The organism is Achromobacter sp. SIMBA_011 (assembly GCF_046535435.1).
Classification (GTDB): domain Bacteria; phylum Pseudomonadota; class Gammaproteobacteria; order Burkholderiales; family Burkholderiaceae_B; genus Achromobacter; species Achromobacter dolens.
This window is the reverse complement of sequence record NZ_JAWRWN010000004.1, coordinates 186,641-209,054: the sequence shown is the minus strand read 5'-3', so window position 1 is coordinate 209,054 and position 22,414 is coordinate 186,641. Positions and strand designations below refer to the sequence as shown.

At 68.9% G+C, this 22,414-nt stretch carries 15 protein-coding genes; 8 read left to right on the top strand and 7 right to left on the bottom strand.

The features are described from left to right. Positions 1 to 29 precede the first annotated feature (29 nt). From SB816_RS16705 to SB816_RS16680, 6 genes are all read right to left on the bottom strand, one after another. On the bottom strand, positions 30 to 692 hold the full coding sequence (locus SB816_RS16705; protein WP_144654936.1) for a helix-turn-helix transcriptional regulator: 663 nt from the start codon (positions 690 to 692) through the stop codon (positions 30 to 32). A 53-nt stretch (positions 693 to 745) separates the two neighbouring features. Beyond that, the gene (locus SB816_RS16700; protein WP_144654935.1) at positions 746 to 2,215 is read right to left on the bottom strand and encodes an efflux transporter outer membrane subunit; all 1,470 of its coding nucleotides are present in this window, start codon (positions 2,213 to 2,215) and stop codon (positions 746 to 748) included. Positions 2,216 to 2,225: 10 nt separating this feature from the next. After that, the gene (locus SB816_RS16695; protein ID WP_410547306.1) at positions 2,226 to 5,345 is read right to left on the bottom strand and encodes a MexW/MexI family multidrug efflux RND transporter permease subunit; all 3,120 of its coding nucleotides are present in this window, start codon (positions 5,343 to 5,345) and stop codon (positions 2,226 to 2,228) included. A gap of 16 nt (positions 5,346 to 5,361) precedes the next feature. Beyond that, positions 5,362 to 6,492: an efflux RND transporter periplasmic adaptor subunit gene (locus SB816_RS16690; protein WP_116792037.1), complete on the bottom strand. Its 1,131-nt coding sequence runs from the start codon at positions 6,490 to 6,492 to the stop codon at positions 5,362 to 5,364. A gap of 228 nt (positions 6,493 to 6,720) precedes the next feature. Continuing rightward, positions 6,721 to 8,691, bottom strand: a complete 1,971-nt coding sequence (locus tag SB816_RS16685) for a BCCT family transporter (RefSeq protein WP_054417589.1) — start codon at positions 8,689 to 8,691, stop codon at positions 6,721 to 6,723. 120 nt (positions 8,692 to 8,811) lie between these two features. Continuing rightward, positions 8,812 to 9,435: a TetR/AcrR family transcriptional regulator gene (locus SB816_RS16680; protein WP_054501620.1), complete on the bottom strand. Its 624-nt coding sequence runs from the start codon at positions 9,433 to 9,435 to the stop codon at positions 8,812 to 8,814. Positions 9,436 to 9,602: 167 nt separating this feature from the next. Here SB816_RS16680 and SB816_RS16675 point away from each other — a divergent pair, with 167 nt between their 5' ends. The 3 genes from SB816_RS16675 to SB816_RS16665 are packed head-to-tail and all read left to right on the top strand — an operon-like array spanning position 9,603 to position 15,507. After that, entirely contained in the window at positions 9,603 to 10,778 is a 1,176-nt protein-coding gene (locus tag SB816_RS16675; protein ID WP_082401862.1) for an efflux RND transporter periplasmic adaptor subunit, read from the top strand. Next, positions 10,775 to 13,948: an efflux RND transporter permease subunit gene (locus SB816_RS16670; protein ID WP_410547305.1), complete on the top strand. Its 3,174-nt coding sequence runs from the start codon at positions 10,775 to 10,777 to the stop codon at positions 13,946 to 13,948. Before SB816_RS16675 ends, SB816_RS16670 begins: the two co-directional genes overlap by 4 nt. Positions 13,949 to 13,950: 2 nt before the next feature. After that, on the top strand, positions 13,951 to 15,507 hold the full coding sequence (locus SB816_RS16665; protein WP_410547304.1) for an efflux transporter outer membrane subunit: 1,557 nt from the start codon (positions 13,951 to 13,953) through the stop codon (positions 15,505 to 15,507). 45 nt (positions 15,508 to 15,552) lie between these two features. On the opposite strand, the gene SB816_RS16660 is transcribed toward SB816_RS16665, so the two are convergent. After that, on the bottom strand, positions 15,553 to 16,323 hold the full coding sequence (locus SB816_RS16660) for an IclR family transcriptional regulator (RefSeq protein WP_082401890.1): 771 nt from the start codon (positions 16,321 to 16,323) through the stop codon (positions 15,553 to 15,555). A 265-nt stretch (positions 16,324 to 16,588) separates the two neighbouring features. Between SB816_RS16660 and SB816_RS16655 the strand changes: the two genes are divergently transcribed. From SB816_RS16655 to SB816_RS16635, 5 genes are all read left to right on the top strand, one after another. Then, complete coding sequence (locus SB816_RS16655; RefSeq protein ID WP_410547303.1) at positions 16,589 to 17,602, top strand: Bug family tripartite tricarboxylate transporter substrate binding protein; 1,014 nt, start codon at positions 16,589 to 16,591, stop codon at positions 17,600 to 17,602. Then, a complete protein-coding gene (locus tag SB816_RS16650) occupies positions 17,602 to 18,492 on the top strand; it encodes a polysaccharide deacetylase family protein (RefSeq protein ID WP_175142140.1) in 891 nt (296 codons plus the stop codon). Before SB816_RS16655 ends, SB816_RS16650 begins: the two co-directional genes overlap by 1 nt. Continuing rightward, a complete protein-coding gene (locus tag SB816_RS16645) occupies positions 18,489 to 19,259 on the top strand; it encodes a polysaccharide deacetylase family protein (protein ID WP_410547302.1) in 771 nt (256 codons plus the stop codon). Before SB816_RS16650 ends, SB816_RS16645 begins: the two co-directional genes overlap by 4 nt. Before the next feature lie 203 nt (positions 19,260 to 19,462). Further along, the gene (locus SB816_RS16640; protein ID WP_054501626.1) at positions 19,463 to 20,599 is read left to right on the top strand and encodes a C45 family autoproteolytic acyltransferase/hydolase; all 1,137 of its coding nucleotides are present in this window, start codon (positions 19,463 to 19,465) and stop codon (positions 20,597 to 20,599) included. Positions 20,600 to 20,675: 76 nt separating this feature from the next. Next, a complete protein-coding gene (locus SB816_RS16635; protein WP_410547301.1) occupies positions 20,676 to 22,238 on the top strand; it encodes an ABC transporter substrate-binding protein in 1,563 nt (520 codons plus the stop codon). Positions 22,239 to 22,414: the final 176 nt, after the last annotated feature.

The window sequence follows — 22,414 nt, the reverse complement described above, 5'->3', positions numbered from 1 at the left end:
GACGCCGCGGGGTGCGGCGGCCGCGGCGATCAGGCGCGCGCGCTGACGCGGTAGGCGCAGCGGCGCGCGCCCAGCAGGATGTGCTCTTCTCGCTCGACGCGCACCTCATCCCCCAGCACCTGCCGGAACAATTCCAGTTCGCTGCGGCAAAAGCCCATGCAGGCCTGGGCCGCCGCACAGATCGGACAGTGGTTTTCGATGAACAGGAAGTCGTCGCCGTCGCGGCGCATCTCGGCCATGTAGCCCTCGGCCGAGCGCACCCGCGCCAGGCATTCGAGCCGTTGCGGCAGGTCTTGCGCGCCCTCGAGCCCCTGCCGGTAGGTCGCCAGCATGGCGGCCTCGCGCACCGCGATCAGCTTGTCAACGCCTTCCTCGCCGAACACCTGGCGCACGGCGTTGATCATCTGCACCGTCATGTCGGCGTGCGTGTCGGGGAAGCGGCGCTGGCCGGCATCGGTCAGGAACCAGATCTGCGTGGGGCGGCCGCGCCCCGCGCTGCGGCTTTCGGAATCCACCAGCCCATCCGCGTGCAGCCGCGCCATCTGCTGGCGCACCGCCTCGGCCGTGACGTCGAGCGCCTTGGCGATGACCGCGACCGACTGCGGGCCGCGCGTCTTGAGCGTCATGAGCACGCGGTCCGCCGGCTGGTGCGGTTGCCAGGAAATGGGATGGGACAGAGTGTCGTCGGACATGGAAGATCGGATGGGCGCCAAGCCCTTATGGTGCCACGAACCGCGCCCGTCAGTCAGCCGGCCGGCGCGGGCGCGGGCGACTGCGCTCGCGGGGTCTCGGTTTCCGACGGCGCCTCCCAGCCACCGCCCAGCGCCTTGTAGAGCGCGACCAGGCTGGTGTAGGAGGCCGTTTCGGCCTGCGCCACCGCGTCCTGCGCCCGCAGTTGCGTGCGCTGCGCGTCCAGCACCGTCAGGTACGGCGTGCCGCCTTCGCGGTAGCGCAGGCGCGCCAGTTCCGCCGCCCGGGCGCTGTGGGCGGCCGCCTGCGCCAGATTGCCGAGCCGCTGCTGGGTCTGGCCATACTGCGTCAGCGCGCCCTCCAGTTCCTCGACCGCCTGCAGCACGGTCTGTTCGTAGCGCGCCACCTCGCCCAGCGAACGCGCCTGCGCCGCGCGCTTGCGCGCCAGCGCGGTAGGCAGGTGGAAGGCCGGCCAGTTGACGCCGGACGCCACGCTGAAGGCGCGGCTGGAAGCGCTGCCGAAATCGGCGCCGCGCAGGGCCACGAAGCCCAGGAATCCGCCCAGATCGATGCGCGGATACAGCTCGGCGGTGGCCACGCCCACGTCGGCATTGGCCGCCGCCATGTTGCGCTCGGCCGCCCGGATGTCGGGGCGACGCGACAGCAAGGCGCCGACGTCGCCGATCGGCAGGCGCGCCGCCAGCGGCGGCTGCGGCGTGGCCGCGTCAAGCTCGCCCAGTTCCACCGGCCGCAGCCCGGCCAGCACCGCCAGGCGGTACAGCGCCAGGCGCCGCGCGGTTTCCTGCGGCGGCACGCTGGCCTGCACGGTTTCGAGTTCGGCGCGCGCGCTGGCCAGGTCGCCCTCGTCGCCGCGGCCGGCCGACACCATGGCCTGGATGATGCGCAGGCTGTCGCGCTGACTGTCCAGGTTGGCGCGCGCCACCGCCAGGCGTTGTTCGGCGCCGCGCAGCTCGAAGTAGTTGCGCGCCACCTCGGCCACCACCACGATGCGGGCCTGCGCCAGGTCGGCGGCCTGAGCCTCGCTGCGCGCCGCCGCGCCCTCGGCCGCGCGGCGCAGGCGCCCGAACAGGTCGATCTCCCAGGCGGCGTCAAAGCCGGCGCGGTAGCTCTTGGCGAGATTGCGCTCGCCCGCATTGCCGGGATTGGCCTGCGACAGGCTGCGCTCGAAGCGCCCGCCCAGCGTCACGGTGGGGAACTGGTCGAGTTCCTTCTCATCCAGCACCGCGCGCGACTCGGCCAGGCGGGCCTGGGCGATGCGGATGTCGTGGTTGCGTTGCAGCGCCAGGACCACCAGGCGGTCCAACTGCGGATCCTGCAACTGCTTCCACCAATCCTGCTGCACCCGGTCGGTGGAGAACAGCGCCTGCTCGGGACTGGCCAGCGCCACCGGCGCGGCCTGGGGTTTCTGATAGTCGGGACCGACGGCGCAGCCGGCGGTGGCCAGCGCGGCCAGCAGCGCCAGGGTGCCGCGACGCAGGCGTTTGGACAGGTCGGGATGTTTCATGATCGGTTCCTCAATGCGATTCGGCCGGGCGCGACGTTGCCACCGGCAGCGCGTCCTCGGCCTGCGCCCGGGCCAGTTCACGGGCGCGCGGCGTGTCGTTGGCGGCGCGGTGGTCGCGCGCCAGCACGGTGTAGACGGTGGGCAGCACGAACAGCGTGAAGAGCGTGCCGACCAGCATGCCGACCACGATCACCAACCCCAGGCTGTAGCGGCTGTGGGCGCCGGCGCCGCTGGCGAACAGCAGCGGAATCAGGCCCACCACCATGGCGGCGGTGGTCATCAGGATCGGCCGCAGGCGGATGCGGGCGGCGTGCTCCATGGCGCTGCGCCGGTCCAGGCCGTGGCTGACCTGCATCTCGTTGGCGAACTCCACCATCAGGATGCCGTGCTTGCTGATCAGCCCGATCAGCGTCACCAACCCGATCTGGGTGTAGATGTTGATGGTCGCCATGCCCAGCGCCAGCGGGATCAGCGCGCCGCAGATCGACAGCGGCACGCTCACCAGGATGATGAACGGGTCGCGCAGGCTTTCGTACTGCGCCGCCAGCACCAGGTAGATGACGATGATGGCGAAGATGAAGGTGATCATCAGCGCCGAGCCTTCCTGGCTGAACTGGCGCGCGTCCGACTGCCAGTCGTAGCTGAAGCCGGCCGGCAACTGCTGCGCCTGGCGCGTCAGGAACTGCACCGCATCGCCCATGGTCACGCCTGGCATCGGGATGGCCTGGAAGGTGGCGGCGTTGAGCTGGTTGAACTGGGTCAACTTGTTGGGCTCGACGCCCATCGACACCGACACGAAGTTCGACAGCGGCACCTGCGCGCCGCTGGCGCTCTTGACGTAGTACCGCGCCAGCGATTCGGGCGAGATGCGCTGCTGGCGCAGGCTCTGCGGGATCACGTCGTACGAGCGGCCGTCCATGCCGAAGCGGTTGACGTAGTTCTCGCCCACCAGCACCGCCAGCGTGTCGCCCACCGCCTTCATGGTGACGCCCAGGCTGTTGGCCTTGGCGCGGTCCACCTTCAGTTGCACCACCGGGTTGTTGTAGTCCAGGTCGCTGTCGACCACCATGAAGAGGCCGCTGGCGCGCGCCGCCTGCTTCAGGTTCTCCATGGCCTCGTACACTACCGGATAGTCGGCCGCGCTCATGATGACCATCTGCACCGGCAGGCCGCCGGTCGAGCCGGGCAGCGGCGGCAACTGGAAGGCGAAGATGTTGCTGCCCTCGATCTGGTTGACCATCGACTGCATGTCGGCCTGGATCTGGTCGGCCGAGCGCTTGCGCTCGTGCCAGTCGACGAAATTGACGCCGCCGATGCTGTTGGAGACGCCGTCCGAGCCGTTGATGAGCCAGCGGCCCTTCTGCTCGGGCAGCGTCGCCATCACGTCGTCCCACTTCTTGCCGAACTTCTCGACGTAGTCGATATTGGCGTGCTGCGGCGACTTGATCGCGGTGAGCACGGTGGACTGGTCCTCGACCGGCGCCAATTCGCGCTGGGCAGCGTTGTACAGGAACGGCAGGCTGGCCATCACCGCCACCGCCAGCAGGCCGGTGACCCAGCGATGATGCAGCGACACATCCAGCAGCCGGCCGTAGGCCTCGCCCAGGCGGCCGAAGAAATGCTCGGCGCGGCGCGCCATCCAGCCCTCGGACACGTGGCTGTTGAGCAGGAACGAACTCATCACCGGCGACAGCGTCAGCGCGATCACGCCCGACACCACCACCGCCCCCGCCAGCGTGAAGGCGAATTCCTTGAACAGCGAACCGGTGAGGCCGCCCATCAGGCCGATCGGCGCGTACACCGCCGCCAGCGTGATGGTCATGGCGATGACCGGGCCGGCCACTTCGCGCGCGCCGATCAGCGCCGCGCGCACCGGCGACTTGCCTTCCTCGATATGGCGGTGCACGTTCTCGACCACCACGATGGCGTCGTCCACCACCAGGCCGATGGCCAGCACCATGGCCAGCAGCGTCAGCAGGTTCACGCTGAAGCCGAACAGCGCCATGATGGCCGCGCCCCCCAGCATCGACAGCGGAATGGTGATCACCGGGATCAGCACCGCGCGCAGCGAGCCCAGGCACAGGAAGATCACCGCCACCACGATGACGATGGCTTCCATCAGCGTGTGCACCACGCCGTCGATCGAGGCGCTGATGAAGCGCGCCAGCTCGAACGGCACCTGCACGCTGGTGCCCGGCGGCAGGTTCTGCTTGATGTTGGGCAGCAGCTCGTTCAGGCGCTTGACGATCACCAGCGGGTTGCCGACCGGCGTGGCGTTCAGGCCGAAGTACACGGCCGGCTCGCCATCCATCAGGCCGCTGGAGTCGGTCGAGGCCGCTCCCAGTTCAACCGTGGCCACGTCGCCCAGGCGCACGATGGCGTCGCCCTCGCGCTTGATGACCATGTCGCGGAACTCGGCCACGTTGACCAGGTCGGTGTTGACCTTGATGTTGGACACCACATACAGGCCCTTGGCCTGGCCGGGCGCGGCCTGCACGTTGTTCTGGCGCAGGGCCTCGGCCAGCTCGCCGGCCGAGATGCCGCGCGCCGCCAGCCGGTCGGGGTCGAGCCAGACGCGCATCGCCAGCTTCTGGCCGCCGTACAGTTCCACGCTGGCCACGCCGTCGATCGACGACAACTGCGGCTGCACCACGCGCGACAGGTAGTCGGTCAGCGCCGGCAGCGACATGGTCGAGCTGGAGAACCCCACGTAGGCCACGGCCGTCGCCTCGCCGGCGGACTTGACCAGCACCGGGTCGTAGGCGTCCTGCGGCAGGCGGTATTTGACTTCGTTGACCTTGGCCATGACCTCGGTCATGGCTTTGTTGGAATCGGCGTTGAGCTTCATGCGCACCGTGATCACGCTGCGACCCTGGGTCGAGGACGACGACAGGTAGTCGATGCCTTCGACGGTGGCGACGGACTGCGCGATGGGTTGGGTGACGAAGCCCTGCATCAGGTCGGGCGAGGCGCCCGGGTACTGCGTGGTGATGGTGATGGTGGTGCTTTCGGTCAGCGGGTACTGGCGGATCGGCAGGCCGCTCAGGGCGCGCAGCCCCATCAATAGCAGCAGTGTGCTGACCACCAGCGCCAGCACCGGCCGGCGCACGAACAGATCGGTGAACTTCATGATCGGCTCCGCGGGGTCAGCGGGCTTGCGCCACGGAGTGCGGCGCGGCGTCCAGCGCCACGGTGTCCTGGGCGCTGATCTCGACCGGCGCGCCGTTATGCAGGCGCAACTGGCCCGAGGTCACAACGCGGTCGCCGGGCTTGAGGCCCTTGGTCACCACCACCCGGCCGCTGGCGCGCTCGGCGGTCTGCACGTAGGCCTGGGTCACGGTCGGCGGCGCCGATGCGTCGCCGGCCTTGGGCGGCGTCACCACATAGACCGAGTCGCCGTAGGCGCTGTAGCTGACAGCGGTTTCCGGCACGGTCAGCACGCCGGGCCGCGGCGGCAGCACCACTTGGCCGTGGGCGAACATGCCCGCCGCCAGCGCGCCGTCGGCATTGGCCAGCGTGGCCTGCACGCGCACGGTGCGCGAGCCCGGGTCGACCTGCGGCTCGATGGTGGTGACGGCGCCTTCGAAAACCCGTCCGGCGTGGGCGTCGACCGTCACGGTCACCGGCTGGCCGGCGCGCAGCGCGCCCAGCGCCTGTTCGGGCAGGGTGATGTTGGCGTAGACGCTGGTCGCGTCGGTCAGCGACACCAGCGGATCGCCGGCGCGGGCGAACTGGCCCAGATTGACGCGGCGCACGCCGAGCACGCCGTCGAACGGCGCCTTGACGCGCTTCTGTTCGATCAGCGCCTGGATGCGCTTGATTTCGCCGGCGGCCTGGTCGTAGTCGGCCTGGGCCTGGTCCAGTTGTTCGCGGGTCGCGGCCTGCAGCGGCACCAGGCGGCGGGTGCGCTCCAGCAACGCCCGGGCGTTCCTGGCCTGGGCCTGCAGGCGCGCCAGTTCGCCCTGCTCGGGCGCGTCGTTCAGTTGCACCAGCAGTTGCCCGGCGCGTACCCGCTCGCCGGGCGTGAACAGGATCTGCGCCACCCTGCCATCGACTTCGGCCGGCACCAGCACCTGCCGCGTCGCCTCGATCGAGCCGATGCCCGACAGCGCCGCCGGGAAGTCGGCCTGCAACACGGGCGCCACCGCCACCTTCGCCGGCGCCATGGCCCAGCCGCCCTTGTGCTGCGCGCCGCCGAATTTCCAGTACAGCCCGCCCCCCGCCACCACCGCCAGGGCCAGCACCCCGGCGACCCATGCACCCGATTTCGCCTTCATGATTCTCTCGCTATTTATCAAAGGAATGGCTTGGATAATCCTAGAAAAATCAGACGAAGTCAAAAAACCTAAAGTAATGTTGAGGATTGAGGAAACCTATCGGCGCAAACGGGCAAGAAAAAACCGCCGGTGAAAGCCGGCGGTTTGCGGGGAAACGGGTTGCGACGGGACGCGGGTAGCGCGCTTCCGGCGCCAGGGATCGGCGCCGCGCGACAGGCGGGCGCTAGCCTAAGTGCGCACCATGTGCAGGTAGTGGCGGTGGCGCTCGTACTGGTCGAGGATGTCGCCGATCACGGCATCACGGCTCCAGCCCATGATGTCGTAGTCCTGCCCGCCCTCGCGCAGGTGGACCTCGGCGCGGAAGTACTTGCGCTCCTCTTCGTCGGCGGCCTCCTCGGGCGTCAGGCTGGGCCGCACGAAGGCCTGCGGCTGCACCGAATAGAAGAAGTCCAGGTGTTCGCCGTGGTTCACTTCCAGCACCACGCCGCCCTCGCCGTCGCCTTCCTTGACCGCCACCGCGTAGCCCTGCTTGCGCAGTTCATCGGCCACGTCTTCCAGGGCCGGGGTCACCACGTCCGCGATGAAGCGCAGCACATGGGCGCGGCGCGGCATCATGACCATGTTGCGCAGCCGCCGTTCCCACGACTGGCCGCCGCGCGCCGGGCGCGACAGCGTCAGCGACTGGTAGCGGATGCCGCGCTTGGTGGCGTCGAGCTTGAGCGCCTTGAACAACCCCCACAGCGACAGCAGCAGGATGACCGAGAACGGCAGCGCACTGGCGATGGTGGCCGTCTGCAGCGCCGTCAGGCCGTCGGCCAGCAGCAGCGCGATGGCCACCGCGCCCATCGACAGCGACCAGAAGATGCGCTGCCACACCGGCGTGCGGTCGGCGCCGCCCGAGGCCAGCAGGTCCACCACCAGCGCGCCCGAATCCGCCGAAGTGACGAAGAACACCGCCACCATGGCAATGGCGAAGATCGATATCACACCGCTCCACGGCAACAGCTCGAAGAACGCGAACAGGGCCAGGGAGTTGTCGTCCTTGACGGTGTCGGCGAACCCCTTGATGCCGTCGACCAGGATGAAGTGGATGGCGGTGTCGCCGAATACGGTCATCCAGAACAGCGTGAACCCGGCCGGCACCAGCAGCACGCCGCTGACGAATTCGCGGATGGTGCGGCCGCGCGAGATGCGGGCGATGAACAGGCCCACGAACGGCGACCAGGCGATCCACCAGCCCCAGTAGAACAGGGTCCAGCCGCCGATCCAGTCGGTCGGCTCATACGCATACAGGTTGAAGGTCTTGTTGACGATGTCCGACAGGTAGGCGCCGGTGTTCTGCACGAAGGTCTGCAGCAGGAACACGGTGGGGCCGGCCACCAGCACGAACAGCAGCAGGATCACCGCCAGCACCATGTTGGCTTCGGACAGGATGCGGATACCCTTGTCCAGGCCGCTGGCCACCGACAGCGTGGCCAGCCCGCAGGTGATGACGATCAGGATGATCTGCGGCATTACGCCCACGGGAATGCCGAACAGATGGTTCAGGCCGCTGTTCATCTGCGCCACGCCCAGCCCCAGCGAGGTGGCCACGCCCAGCACCGTGCCGATGATGGCGAAGATGTCGACCGCGTGGCCGATGGGGCCGTGGATGCGGTTGCCGATCAGCGGATACAACGCTGACCGCAGCGTCAGCGGCAGGCCATGGCGGAAGCTGAAGAAAGCCAGCGTCAGCGCCACCACCGCGTAGATGGCCCAGGCGTGCAGGCCCCAGTGGAAGAAGGTGATCTTCATGGATTCGCGCGCGGCGGCCGCGGTGGCGCCCTCGCCCACCGGCGGCGACATGAAGTGCATGACCGGCTCGGCCACGCCGAAGAACATCAGGCCGATACCCATGCCCGCCGAGAACAGCATGGCGAACCAGGTGAAGTTGCGGTAGTCGGGCTCGCTGTGGTCGGGCCCCAGCTTGATGTCGCCATAGCGGCTGATGGCCAGGAACGCCACCGACAGCAGGATGATGGCGACCACCAGGATGTAGAACCAACTGGCGTTGCCCAGGATCCAGCCCTGGATCGATTCGAACAGGTTCTGCGCGGTCCTGGGCGTCGCGATGGCGAAGCCCACCAGCAGCAGCGTGAACAGCGCCGCCGTGTAGAAGACCGGGCGATTGATGGTGGATGGTCGGGTTTCTGAAGACATGCTGCCGCTCCTTTCGCCCGAGGGATGCGCAAGGCAACGGCGCTGGCCCCCTCAGTCCAGCCGGCGCGCCGCCGTTATTACTATCATGCCGCCGCTGGCGGTGACAATGCCCGCGGGGCCCTAGCCGGGGTCGCGTTCGCCGAACACCACGCGGCGGAAGAATCCCTCCAGCACCGACTCGGTGGTCTCGGCGCTGACGTTCTGCGGGTCGAAGGCGAAGCTGAACTGCATGCCGTCGGACAGCGCCAAGAGGCCGATGGCCAGCTCACGCGCCGGCAGCGGCAGTGGCGTGCCGACGCGCTCGGAAAACTGGCGGATGTATTCGGTGGTGGCGTCGCGCAGCTCGCCCATGCAGGCGATGAAGCCGACCCGGAACTCGGGGTCGCGGGCGGCCTGCAGCTTGGCTTCCATCCACAGCAGGAAGCACTCGTTGTCGCGGAAATGATTGCTGTAGTAGTGCAGCACGCTGTCTTCCATCTGCTGGCGGGTTTCGCCGGCCTCGAAGATGGCGCGCATGTCGCCCATGACGTTTTCGTGGTCGCGCTTGAGCAACTGCAGGAACAGTTCGGACTTGCTGGCGAAATTGGAATAGAAAGCGCCGCGGGTATAGCCGGCCAGCTCGGCGATGTCCTCGACGCTGGCCGCCACGAAACCCTTGGTCAGGAAGATCGATTGCGCGGCATCGAGCAGACGCTGGCGCGTCTGGTCACGGCTTTGCTCTCGGGTAAGGCGGACTTTTGACATGCGCCGATTCTATCATCTGGAACGATTTCAGATTCATACTTGTATTTGAATACATAGCCGCATTAGAATCCATCCCGTATCGGATTGCCAGGGTGTCCCGCCGGCCTGGAACGGCCTGCCGCCTCGCGTCCCGCCCCCCTCCTCCTGCCCGCGTCGCGAGGTGTTTCGTGAATTCTTCAGGTTCTTGCGCGCCCGTCGCCGCGCGCAATCCCGCCGCCGTCGCGGCGTCTTCCCGCCTTTCCCCGCGCCGCCGCTGGCCGGCGCTCGCCCTGGCGCTGACGCTGGCGCTGGCCGGCTGCGGCAGCAAGGAAGCCGAGGCGCCGCCGCCGCGTCCGGTGGTGGCCATGCCGGCCAAGGCCGACGCCGCGCTGCCAGCCTGGACCCTGCCGGGTGAGGTGCAGGCGCGCTACAGCACGCCGCTGTCATTCCGCGTGGGCGGCAAGATCATCGAACGCAAGGTGCGCCTGGGTGACACGGTCAAGCCCGGCCAGGTGGTCGCCCGGCTCGATCCCGCCGACGCCACCAAGAACGCCGCCGCCGCCCGCGCCCAGTTGTCGGCCGCCCAGCACCAGTTGGACTACGCCAAGCAGCAACTGGACCGCGACCGCGCCCAGGCCCGCGAAAACCTGATCGCCGCCAACCAGCTCGAACAGACCCGCAACGCCTACGCCTCGGCGCTGGCGCAACGCGATCAGGCGGCGCAACAGGCCGCGCTGTCGGCCGACCAGCTCAACTACACCACTCTCGTGGCCGACCATGCCGGCGTCATCACCGCCGAACAGGCCGACACCGGCCAGAACGTGGCGGCCGGCCAGGCTGTCTACAACCTGGCCTGGTCGGGCGACGTCGACGCGCTCTGCGACGTGCCCGAAAGCGTGCTGGCGGGGCTGGCCATCGGCCAGCGCGCCACCGTCACCCTGGCGCCGCTGCCCGGCAAGACCTTCAGCGCCGTGCTGCGCGAGATCGCGCCGGCCGCCGATCCGCAGAGCCGCACCTATCGCGCCAAGCTGACGCTGGAGTCGCCCTCGCCCGAGGTGCGACTGGGCATGACCGCCAACATCAGCTTCGACAACCGCCAGGCCAACGGCGCCACCACCTACACGGTGCCGGCGACGGCGCTGTTCCATGACGGCACCGAGCCCGCCATCTGGATCGTCAAGCCGCAGGAAGACACGCTGGAGCTGCGCCGCGTGCAGGTGCTGCGCTATGACGCGCGCAGCGTCACCCTGTCGCAGGGCGTGCAGGCCGGCGAGCGCGTGGTGTGGCAAGGCGTGCACGCCGTGTCGGCCGGCGAAAAGGTCCGCGCGGTGCCGCCGCTGCACCCCGAGGACTTCGCATCATGAGCGCGCCGGTTCCCGAGAATCAGAACGCCGCGCACCGCCACGAGGAAGGCAAGTTCAACCTGTCGGCATGGGCCCTGCGGCACCAGCCGCTGGTGATCTTCCTGATCACGCTGGTGACGCTGTTCGGCGTGTTGTCGTATTCGCGCCTGGCGCAGTCGGAAGACCCGCCCTTCACGTTCCGCGTGATGGTCATCAAGACCCTGTGGCCCGGCGCCACCTCGCAGCAGGTGCAGGAACAGGTCACCGACCGCATCGCCAAGAAGCTGCAGGAAACGCCGTCCACCGACTTCCTGCGCAGCTACTCGCGCCCCGGCGAGTCGCTGATCTTCTTCACCATGAAGGACTCGGCCCCGGCCAGCGAGGTGGCCAACGAGTGGTACCAGGTGCGCAAGAAGGTCGGCGACATCGGCGCCACCCTGCCGCAAGGCGTGCAGGGGCCATTCTTCAATGACGAGTTCGGCGACGTCTACACCAACATCTACACCCTGGCCGGCGACGGTTTCTCGCCGGCGCAGTTGCGCGACTACGCCGACAATCTGCGCACGGTGCTGCTGCGCGTGCCGGGTGTGGCCAAGGTCGACTACTTCGGCGAACAGCCCGAGCACGTCTACATCGAGATCAGCAACACGCAGCTCACGCGCCTGGGCGTGTCGCCGCAGCAGATCGCCGAGGCCATCAACAGCCAGAACGCGGTGGCCAGCGCCGGCACCCTGACCACCGCCGATGACCGTATCTTCGTGCGTCCGAGCGGCCAGTTCCAGGACACCCGGGCGCTGGCCGAGACGCTGATCCGCGTCAACGGCAAGTCGATCCGGCTGGGCGACATCGCCACCATCCACCGCGGCTACGACGATCCCCCGGCCGAGCAGATGCGCACGCGCGGCGAGCCGGTGCTGGGCATCGGCATCACCATGCAGCCGGGCCAGGACGTGGTGCACCTGGGCAAGGCCCTGGAGGCCAAGTTCGGCGAGCTCAAGGCGCGGCTGCCCGCCGGCCTGACGCTGACCGAGGTGTCGAGCATGCCCAAGGCGGTGTCGTTCTCGGTGGACGAATTCCTGCGCTCGGTGGCCGAGGCCGTGGCCATCGTGCTGATCGTGAGCCTGGTGTCGCTGGGGCTACGCACCGGCATGGTGGTGGTGATCTCGATTCCGGTGGTGCTGGCGGTGACCGCGCTGTTCATGGACATGTTCGGCATCGGCCTGCACAAGGTCTCGCTGGGCACGCTGGTGCTGGCGCTGGGCCTGCTGGTGGACGACGCCATCATCGCGGTCGAGATGATGGCGGTGAAACTGGAACAGGGCTGGAGTCGCGCGCGCGCCGCCGCCTTCGCCTACACCAGCACCGCTTTCCCGATGCTGACCGGCACGCTGGTGACGGTGGCCGGCTTCCTGCCGATCGCGCTGGCCAAGTCCAGCACCGGCGAATACACCCGCTCGATCTTCCAGGTGTCGGCGATCGCGCTGATCACCTCTTGGTTCGCCGCGGTGGTGCTGATCCCGCTGCTGGGCTACCGCATGCTGCCCGAGCGCAAGCGCGAGGCGCACCTGCCAGATGACCACGAGCACGACATCTACAACACCCGCTTCTACCAGCGCCTGCGCGGCTGGGTGGAGTGGTGCGTGGACCGGCGCTGGCGCGTACTGCTGGCGACGGTGCTGGTGTTCATCCTGTCGATGGCCGGCTTCGGCCTGGTGCCGCAGCAATTCTTCCCCAGCTCGGACCGCACCGAGCTGCTGGTGGACGTGCGGCTGCAGGAAGGCGCCTCGTTCGCGGCCACGCTGCGCCAGGTCGAGCGGCTTGAAAAAGTGCTGGACGGCCGGCCCGAGATCGCCCATTCGGTGAGCTTCGTCGGCACCGGCGCGCCGCGCTTCTACCTGCCGCTGGACCAACAGTTGGCCACGCCCAACTTCGCCCAGATCGTCATCACCGCCAACTCGGTGGAAGACCGCGAGAAGCTGGCGCACTGGCTGGAGCCGGTGCTGCGCGAGCAGTTCCCGGCGATCCGCAGCCGCCTGTCGCGGCTGGAAAATGGCCCGCCGGTGGGCTTCCAGGTGCAGTTCCGCGTGAGCGGCGACAAGATCCCCGAGGTGCGCCAGGTGGCCGAGAAGGTGGCCGCCGAAGTGCGCGCCGACAGCCGCTCGGTCAACGTGCAGTTCGACTGGGACGAACCGTCCGAGCGCTCGGTGCGCTTTGACATCGACCAGCAGAAGGCGCGCGAGGTCGGCGTAAGCTCCAACGACATCTCCAGCTTCCTGGCGATGACGCTGTCGGGCTACACCGTGACGCAATACCGCGAACGCGACAAGCTGATCAACGTCAGCCTGCGCGCCCCCGACAGCGAGCGGGTCGATCCGGGCCGCCTGGCCACGCTGGCCATGCCCACGCCCAACGGCCCGGTGCCGCTGGGCAGCCTGGGCCAGGTGCGCTACGGCCTGGAATACGGCGTGATCTGGGAACGCGACCGCCAGCCCACCATCACCGTGCAGGCCGACGTCAAGGCCGGCGCGCAGGGCATCGACGTGACCCACGCCATCGACAAGAAGCTGGACGCGCTGCGCGCCGAACTGCCGGTGGGCTACCGCATCGAGGTCGGCGGCCCGGTCGAGGAAAGCGCCAAGGGCCAGTCGTCCATCAACGCGCAGATGCCCATCATGATCGTGGCGGTGCTGACGCTGCTGATGGTGCAGTTGCAGAGCTTCGCCCGCGTGCTGATGGTGGTGCTGACCGCGCCGCTCGGCCTGATCGGCGTGGTGGCCGCGCTGCTGCTGTTCGGCAAGCCGTTCGGCTTTGTCGCCATGCTGGGCGTGATCGCGATGTTCGGCATCATCATGCGCAACTCGGTAATCCTGGTCGACCAGATCGAGCAGGACATCAGCGCCGGGCACAAGCGCGTGGACGCCATCGTCGGCGCCACGGTGCGGCGCTTCCGCCCCATCACGCTGACGGCGGCGGCCGCGGTGCTGGCGCTGATCCCGCTGCTGCGCAGCAACTTCTTCGGCCCCATGGCCACGGCCTTGATGGGCGGCATCACCAGCGCCACGGTGCTGACGCTGTTCTTTTTGCCCGCGCTGTACGCGGCCTGGTTCCGCGTGCGCCACGACGAGCGCGAGGAGCCCGAAGGCGTGCCGCCCGGCGCCCACGCCGGCGACAACGTAGAACGAGGAGCCTGACGATGTCCCTCCGTCTCCCGACCCCGGCCTGGCGCCTGGCCACCCTGCCGCTGCTGCTGGCGCTGGGCGCCTGCGCCTTCGCCCCCGACAGCAAGCCGCCGGCGATGGCGCAGCCCGCGCAATACGGCGTCGAAGCGCTGCCCGCCGCCGGCGCGCCGGCGCAGGGCGTGGCCCAGCGCTATGCGCGCGACGGCCGTCCGGTGCCCGAGTGGTGGAAACGCTTTGGCTCGGACGCGCTCAACGCCATGGTGGAAGAAGGCCTGGCCAACAGCCCGGACCTGGCCGCGGCCGAGCGCAATCTGGCCGGCGCGCGCGAACAGTTGCGCGGACAGGTCAATTCGTCGCTGCTGCCATCGGTGGATGCCGGCGCCGACGTCTCTCGCAAGCGCGCGCTGACCATGCCGAACCTGCCGCAACCCACGGCGCTCTACAACGTCTTCACCGGCCAGGTCCAGGCCAAGTACGACCTCGACCTGTTCGGCGCGGCGCGCTTCGAGAACGTGTCGCGCGCGGCCCAGGTGGAACAGCAGGCCTATCAGCTCGAATCGGCGCGCCGTTCCCTGGCCGGCAACATCGTCACCGGCGCCATCACCTCGGCGTCGCTGGCCGAGCGGGTGGCGTTGACCGAAAAGCAGGTGGTGCTGGCGCGCCAGGTGGCGCGCGACACCCAGCGCCGCTACGAACTGGGCTCGGCCTCGCAGAACGACGCGTTGCAGGCCGACCAGGACGCCGCCACGCTGGAAGCCTCGCTGCCGGGCCTGCGCGCGCAATGGCAGGCCACGCGCCACGCGCTGGCGGTGCTGATGGGCCGCAGCCCGGATCAGGCCCCGCCGGACCTGGCCTTCGCCATGATCGCCGTGCCCGAGGAGGTGCCGGTGCTGGTGCCCTCCGAACTGCTGGCGGCGCGGCCCGACATCCACGTCGCCGAGGCCGTGCTGCGCGCGGCGGCGGCCGACGTCGGCGTGGCCACGGCGCAGTTGTTCCCCAGCCTGTCGCTGTCGGCGTCGATGGGCAAAGGCGGCTTTAGCTGGCCGACGGCATTGTCGGGCGCGGGTTCGATCTGGGCGGTGGGCGCGTCGCTGACGCAGCCGATCTTCCACGGCGGCGCGCTGCTGGCCGAACGCAGCGCCGCCAAGGAGCGCTATGAGGCGGCGGTGCTGCAATACAAGCAGACCGTGCTGACCGCCTTCCGCGACGTGGCCGACACGTTGGCGCAACTGGAGGCGGACGGTCAGGCGCTGGCGTCGGCCGAGGCCTCGCGCCGGGCCGCGGAGCAGTCGCACCGCAACACCGCCAACCGCGTGCGCCTGGGCGCCCTGGCGCCCTACACCGCGTACGCCAGCGAACAGCATTACGTCGCGGCGCGGGTGCGGGAAGTGGAATACGCCAATGCCCGCCTGACTGAAACGGCGGCGCTGTTCCAGGCGATGGGTTCGCCGGTGCGCGCGCCGCAGGCGCCGGCGCAACGGGCCAGCGAAGGTGCGGCGGCCAGTCCGCAAGCGGCTCAACCTCAACAGCAGCAGCAGCAGCAGCAGCAGCAGCAGCAGCAGCAGCAGTGACCGCTACGCCGCGCTGCCCGCGCGGCGTCCACAGGTCCCCGGCGCCTACGGCGCGGGGGCCTGTTCCTTGATGCGGGTTGCCAGCGCCAGGGACTCGATGCGCCGCGCCGCCGCCTGCAGCAGCGCCGTGGTCTTGTCCTGCGCGATGGTGTTGAGCCGGGTCGCCAGGAAGGTCACGGTCAGCGCGCCGAAGATGCGCCGGTCTTCCTGGAACACCGGCACCGCGATGCCGGCGCGTTCCGGCGAAATCTCGCCCACCCCCAGATACGCCCCCCGCACCCGGATCTCGTCCAGGTGGCGGATGAACTCGGCCTGCGTCGCGCCCAGGCCCGCGGCCTCGACGTCGGCGGCATGCCCTTCGTAGAGTTTGCGCTGGTCCTTGCGCGGCAGGAACGCGAGGATGGTCTTGGCGGTGGCGCCGCGGAACAGCGGGTGGGCGCGGCCGCGGCCGTGCGGGATGCCGAGCGCGTCGGGACCGCGCTCGTGGTGGATGTTGAGGATCCGCAGGCCGTGGATGACGCTGAGCAGCACGTCGCCGCCGACCTGGTCCACGACCTCTCGCATGATCGGACGGGCCACGCCCAGCACCGGATCGCCGTCGATGATGAGATGGTCCAGCTCGATGATGCGCGGTCCCAGCTTGTAGCCGCCGCCCGTCATGCGCAGCAGGTAGCCCAGGTCCGACAGGTCGCGGATGTAGCGATAGCCGGTCGGCGCCGAGTAGGACAGCTTGGAGATGATCTCTTCGGCCGTCAGCACCGGCGTGGCCAGGCTGAAGAGGTCGAGGATCGCGAGGGCGCGCTTCAGGGTGGACATGGAATCGGCGGACATCGGGCGAGGCGGAATCGGCGCAGCGTATCACAGGGATCCCGGAGCCCCGCAGCGCCATAACCCACGGCTATCAGCCCAAGCGCGGCACTTCTACTCATACTATCAGCTTCGTTATTTTTATCATTTATAGATAAAAACTAATTGGTTAAGATTGTTTTTTATCGAATAATGATACTTAAGCAGCAGACCAGCAGACAGAAAAAAGTCCGCGGCCCGCCTCGCCCGGCATGCACATCCAAGGGGAAATCGCATGAAGCAGTCCAGCAGCAGGCCCGGCGGCATCAGCCGCCGGCAATTCATGGCGGCGTCGGCCGCCTCGTTGGCGGGCGCCGCGCTCGCCCGTCCCGGCGCGGCCCGCGCGGCCGGCTACCCGTCGGAACACCCGATCCAGTTCATCGTGCCGTTCCCGGCGGGCGGCGGCACCGACCTGGTGGCGCGGCCGCTGGCCCAGGGCATCGGCGAAGCGCTCAAGCAGAGCGTGGTGGTGATCAACAAGGGCGGCGCGGCCGGCATCATCGGCACCCAGCAGGCGGCGCGTTCGGCGCCCGACGGCTACACCGTCGCGCTCGGCTCCACCGGCACCCACACCGTGAACCAGAGCCTGTACGAGAACATCGCCTACGACCCCATCAAGGACTTCGAGCCGGTCTCGATGGTCTGCTACTACAACAACGTGCTGGTGGCGCACCCGTCGTTCCCGGCCAGGACCCTGCAGGAGTTCGTCGCCCTCATCAAGGCCAACCCCGGCAAGTACTTCTACGGCATCACGCAGAACGGCAGCTCGGCGCACCTGGCCATGGAACTGCTCAAGGCCACGGCCGGCCTCGACCTGCCCGGCGTACCCTACAAGGGCGCGGCGGCGGCGGTCAACGATTTCCTGGGCGGCCAGTTCCCGGTGCTGATGGACGTGGTGATCAACCAGCAGCAGTTCATCCAGGGCGGCAAATCGCGGCCGCTGGCGGTGACGTCCGCCGCTCGCTCGCCCGCCCTGCCCGACGTGCCGACGGTGGCCGAGTCCGGCTATCCGGGCTATCAGGCGATCGGCTGGAACGGCGTGTTCGTGCCCGCCGGCACGCCGCGGGCCATCGTCCAGACGCTCAACGGCGCGGTGCAGAGCGCGCTCAAGCAACCCGCCATGGCCCAGCTTACGCAGAACGGGCTGGAACTGCACGGCGGCACGCCGGAAGCACTGCGCCGTTTCGTCGCCACCGAAAGCGAGAAATGGCGCACCCTGATCAAGAACGCCAATATCAAGGCCACCTGATGCAAGCCATTCCCTATGGCGTCCCGCTGGACGCCGACGCCAATCCCTGGCTGGCGCTCGACCATGAACTGCGCGCCGAGCGCCGGCGCGCGCCATCGGCCCCGCCGGTGCGGGCCGTGGTGTGCGTGACCGTGCACGTCGACGGCCCCGCCGTCGAGGTCGGCCGCAAGCAGTTCCCCGGCGGGGGCATCCATACCGCCGGCCGCTACGCCATCCGCCGCGGCGTGGCGCGCCACCTGGAGATCCTGGCGCGCCACGCCATGCCGGCGACCTTCTTCGCCTGCGGCTACGACGTCGAGCATTACCCGGACACCTTCCGCGCCATCCTGGCCGCCGGCCATGAGATCGCCGCCCACGGCTACCTGCACGAAGCCTGGGACCTGGGCGAGGACGAACCCGCGCTGCTGGAGAAGACCCACAGCCTGATCCAGCAGCGGCTGGGCGTGACGCCGGTGGGCTGGTGTTCGCCGTCGGGCCGCAAGAGCCACCGCACCCTGCCCACGCTGCGGCGGCTCGGCTACCGCTACGACGCCAGCGAAAAGGACCGCGACCGCCCTTACCTGCCGGCCGGCGGCAACGATGACTTCGTCATGCTGCCGAACAACACGGTGTCGCTGGATGACTATCCGTTCTATTTCACCGGCCACAGCCTGGCCGCCGAGGCCTGCGACAACTGGATCGAGGAATTCGAGGCGCTGCGCCAGGCCGAGGGCTACATCCACCTGACGGTGCACCCGAAGGCCGCCGGCGGCTCCGGCACGCCGGCCCGCGCCGCCGCCATGGACCGCTTCCTGGCCTACGTCGGCGCCCAGCCGGACGTGCATTGCATGACGCTGGATGCGCTGGCCCGCCACTGCCTGGCCCGCCCCGACGCCTGGAGAACCGCATGATGGCCACCAAGACCGTACTGGTCACCCTCAACGTGCAGGGGATCGGCCCCGAAGCCGCCGCCCGCCCGGAACACGAGCTGCACGGCCGCGACGGTCACGGCCGCTACACCTATGGCGGCGGCCTGGCGCGGGTGCTGGACATGCTGCGGCGCCAGCAGATCCGCGCCACCCTGTTCTGGCCGGCCTTCGAGGCCGAACGCTGCCGCGACCTGCTGGACCAGAGCCTGCGCGACGGCCATGAGGCCGCCTCGCAGGGCAACGCCTACGAAGACCTGGCCACGCTGGGCGAGCGCGAGGCCGAGGTGCTGCAACGCGGCCGCGACCGCCTGGCGGCGCTGACCGGCCAGGCGCCGCAGGGCTTTCGCTGGACCGGCGGCGGCTTCAGCCCGCGCACCCTGCCACTGCTGCGCGAGCTGGGCTACCGCTATGACAGCAGCGCCATCGACGACGACGCGCCCTACGCGCTGGACGCCGACGGCGCGCCGGGCATGGTTGAACTGCCCTGGAGCGAAGGCCTGTGTGACGCCAGCCATTTCAGCCGCCGCGTCACCCAGGACCGCGCCTATGCGCACCTGGCCGAACAGGGCGGAGCCCTGCTGGCCGCCGAGGGCTACGCCTGCCTGACGCTGCACCCGCGCGCCGACAACGGCGTGGGACGCGCCGCGCGGCTGCAGATGGTCGAGCGGCTGCTCGACCGCCTGCGCGCCGCCGGCGCCGGTTTTGCGCGCTGCGGAGATCTGGCGCGCGAACACGCGGCGCGCCCCTGACGATGCCGCGCGCCCCTGCCGACACGCCTGTCCGCCCGCCCGGCGGGCGGCACCCCGGCAATGTGGCGGCGGTCTGCGCTCACGTCGTGCCAGCGCTTCATCCTCGGGCAAACCCTCGGTAATATTGGCGCCAAAATAAGCTAATATTTTTGCAACATTCTCCCCTTCCCCGACCTCACGGCGCCGCGCGCCGCTATCCGTCCATGACCCAGATCACCCAATTCCCCTTCGTATCGGTCTCCGGTACCCCCGAGGCCCGTGGCCGCGCCTATGGCCAGCAGGCCGCCGACCGCGTGCGCAAGAGCGCCGCCATGTACGGCCAGACGCTGGTCGATCTGGGTTATGACGCCATGGCGCGCACCCGCCTCATCGAAAGCTTCGCCCGCGAGATCGAGAACTTCGCGCCGCACTACCTCGAGGAAATGCGCGGCATCGCCGCCGGCGCCAACGTGCCCTTCGAAGACATCGTGATGGTCAACGCCCGCACCGAAGTCATCGCCAAGGCCCGCGCCGAAAAGAAGAAAGCCGCCGAACTCGAACCGGGCGACGGCTGCACCGGCGCCCTGATCCTGCCGACCCGCTCGGCCAACGGCCGCCTGATCCATGGGCAGAACTGGGACTGGCGCGCCGAATGCGCCGAGACCGCCATCGTGCTGCGCGTGCGCAACGACAACGGCCCGGACATTCTGACCTTCGTCGAGGCCGGCGGACTGGCCCGCAGCGGCCTGAACAGCGCCGGCGTGTCGATCACCGCCAACTACCTGGAATCCGACCGCGACTTCCGCCAGTTGGGCGTGCCGCTGTCGCTGATCCGCCGCAAGGTGCTGGAGCAGGAGCACTTCGCGCTGGCCATCAAGGCCGTCAGCACCACCCAGAAGTCGTGCTCGAACAACATCATGATCGGTATGGCCGCGGGTTTCGGCGTGGACTACGAATGCACCACCGATGAAGCCTTCCCGATCTACCCGGGCGCCGATGACCTGATCGTGCACGCCAACCATTGGGTCAGCGAAGTCGCCCTGGGCAAGCTGCGCGACACCGGCCGCGCCAGCACCCCGGAGAGCGCCTACCGCGACTGGCGCGTGCGCCGCCTGCTGAACGAGAAGGACAAGCTGACGCGCGAAGACCTCAAGCGCGCGCTGTTCGACGACTTCGGCACGCCCTACTCGGTCTGCCGCCCGCCGCGCCCCGGCAGCCACGACAATCTGTCGGCCACCGTCGCCATGGTCGTCATGGAGCCGGCCGCCGGCCTCATGGAAGTCGCGCCCCTGCCGGCGCTGAACCGCACGTTTACCCGCTACAGCCTGGACGCCGATCCCGAGCTGCTGGCCGCGGCCTGAAGCTTTCCCGGTCCCCTGACCGCCGGTGGCGGCCGGATCCCCCCGGGCCGCCCTCGCAACCCCTGGAAACGCATCGATGAAAACAAAACTCCTGAATACCGCGGTTGCCCTGGCGCTGGGCGCGCTGGCAGGCTCCGCGCTGGCCCAGGCGCCCGCGCCGCTGCGCATCTCGTTCACCGCCGACATCCGCTCGACCGAGCCCGGCGTGAACCGCGACAGCAACAGCGACGCGGTGGTGCTGCACATCGTCGAGGGTCTGGTGGCCTACGGCGAGGATGCCGAAGTGCGCCCCCTGCTGGCCGAATCCATCGACATCAGCCCCGACGGCAAGACCTACACCTTCAAGCTGCGCCAGGGCGTCAAGTTCCACAACGGCGCGCCGCTGACCTCGGCCGACGTGCTCTGGACCTGGCAGCACTACACCGCCGCCAACGCCGGCTGGCGCTGCGCCAGCGAATTCGATGGCCGCGGCACCGTCAAGGTCACCGGCGTCGAGGCGCCCGACGCCCAGACCGTGGTCTACCACCTGGAAAAACCCAGCAGCCTGTTCCTGGCCTCGCTGGCGCGCGCCGACTGTGGCGGCACCGGCATCCTGCAGAAAGCCTCGGTCAAGGCCGACGGCACCTGGGACAAGCCCATCGGCACCGGCCCCTTCGTCTTCGCCGAATGGAAGCGTGGGGAATATGTGCGCCTGACCCGGTTCGCCGACTACGCCAACCGCGACGGCAAGCGCGACGGCTACACCGGCTCCAAGCGCCCCCTGGTCGATGAAGTGCGCTTCGTCATCGTGCCCGACGACTCCACCGCCAAGGCCGCCCTGCAACGCGGCAACATCGACATCATCGAGGACGTCTCCAACAATGACGTGCCGGTGCTGCAAGGCACCCCCAACGTCAAGGTCGCCTACGCGCCGGTCATGAGCATGACCGCGCTGCTGCTGCAGACCAGGGACCCGCTGCTGTCCAATCCCAAGCTGCGCCAGGCCCTGGCCCACGCCATCGACTACGACCAGTTGGCCGCCGCCGTCACCGAAGGCCTGGCCAAGCCCAACAACTCCATCGTCCCGCTGGTCTCGCCTTACCACGACGCCACCCAGAAGGAAGGCTGGAAATACGACCCGGCACTGGCCCAGAAGCTGCTCAAGGAAGCCGGCTACAAGGGCCAGGAGATCGAGCTCATCACCACCAAGCGCTACCCGCAGTCGTACAACTCCGCCGTCATCATCCAGGCCATGCTGCAGGCCGTCGGCATCAACGCCAAGCTGTCCGTGTCCGAATGGGCCACCCAGCTCGACCGCTACAACGCCGGCACCTACCAGATGATGACCTTCCCGTACTCCGCCCGCCTGGACGCGGCGCTGAACTACGAAATGGTCACCGGCGACAAGGCCAAGCAGCCGCGCAAGGTCTGGGACAATCCCGACGCCCAGAAGCTCCTGGACGCCGCCTCGGTCGACACCGACCACGCCAAGCGCCAGGCCTCCTTCGACCAGCTGCACAAGCTGTTCCTGGCCGACGTCCCCAGCATCCCGCTCTACAACGGCCTGGACATCGGCGCCTTCCGCACCGACATCAAGGGCTACACCCCCTGGGCCGTGAAGAAGCCGCGCGCCTGGGAAGTGGAGCGCGTGGCGAAGTAACCCGCGCAACGCCAAGCAAAGAGGCCGCGAAAAGCGGCCTCTTTGCATTGCAGCACATGATAGAAAAAAACCGCCCCGGCAACCGTCAAGCTTCAACGGTGGAGTCCGGGGCGGCGTTGGCCTGGCGTGCGCGGGGCGTGTAGATGCGCCCGAGGGAATCTGAAGGAACAGCCGCA

What these genes read in the sequence shown, in the direction of transcription:
- SB816_RS16665 (WP_410547304.1), top strand. Translation starts at nt 13,951, where the DNA reads ATGTCCCTCCGTCTCCCGACCCCGGCCTGGCGCCTGGCCACCCTGCCG.
- SB816_RS16700 (WP_144654935.1), bottom strand. Translation starts at nt 2,215, where the DNA reads ATGAAACATCCCGACCTGTCCAAACGCCTGCGTCGCGGCACCCTGGCG.
- SB816_RS16640 (WP_054501626.1), top strand. Translation starts at nt 19,463, where the DNA reads ATGACCCAGATCACCCAATTCCCCTTCGTATCGGTCTCCGGTACCCCC.
- SB816_RS16650 (WP_175142140.1), top strand. Translation starts at nt 17,602, where the DNA reads ATGCAAGCCATTCCCTATGGCGTCCCGCTGGACGCCGACGCCAATCCC.
- SB816_RS16660 (WP_082401890.1), bottom strand. Translation starts at nt 16,323, where the DNA reads ATGTCCACCCTGAAGCGCGCCCTCGCGATCCTCGACCTCTTCAGCCTG.
- SB816_RS16685 (WP_054417589.1), bottom strand. Translation starts at nt 8,691, where the DNA reads ATGTCTTCAGAAACCCGACCATCCACCATCAATCGCCCGGTCTTCTAC.
- SB816_RS16670 (WP_410547305.1), top strand. Translation starts at nt 10,775, where the DNA reads ATGAGCGCGCCGGTTCCCGAGAATCAGAACGCCGCGCACCGCCACGAG.
- SB816_RS16680 (WP_054501620.1), bottom strand. Translation starts at nt 9,435, where the DNA reads ATGTCAAAAGTCCGCCTTACCCGAGAGCAAAGCCGTGACCAGACGCGC.
- SB816_RS16635 (WP_410547301.1), top strand. Translation starts at nt 20,676, where the DNA reads ATGAAAACAAAACTCCTGAATACCGCGGTTGCCCTGGCGCTGGGCGCG.
- SB816_RS16645 (WP_410547302.1), top strand. Translation starts at nt 18,489, where the DNA reads ATGATGGCCACCAAGACCGTACTGGTCACCCTCAACGTGCAGGGGATC.
- SB816_RS16690 (WP_116792037.1), bottom strand. Translation starts at nt 6,492, where the DNA reads ATGAAGGCGAAATCGGGTGCATGGGTCGCCGGGGTGCTGGCCCTGGCG.
- SB816_RS16705 (WP_144654936.1), bottom strand. Translation starts at nt 692, where the DNA reads ATGTCCGACGACACTCTGTCCCATCCCATTTCCTGGCAACCGCACCAG.
- SB816_RS16695 (WP_410547306.1), bottom strand. Translation starts at nt 5,345, where the DNA reads ATGAAGTTCACCGATCTGTTCGTGCGCCGGCCGGTGCTGGCGCTGGTG.
- SB816_RS16655 (WP_410547303.1), top strand. Translation starts at nt 16,589, where the DNA reads ATGAAGCAGTCCAGCAGCAGGCCCGGCGGCATCAGCCGCCGGCAATTC.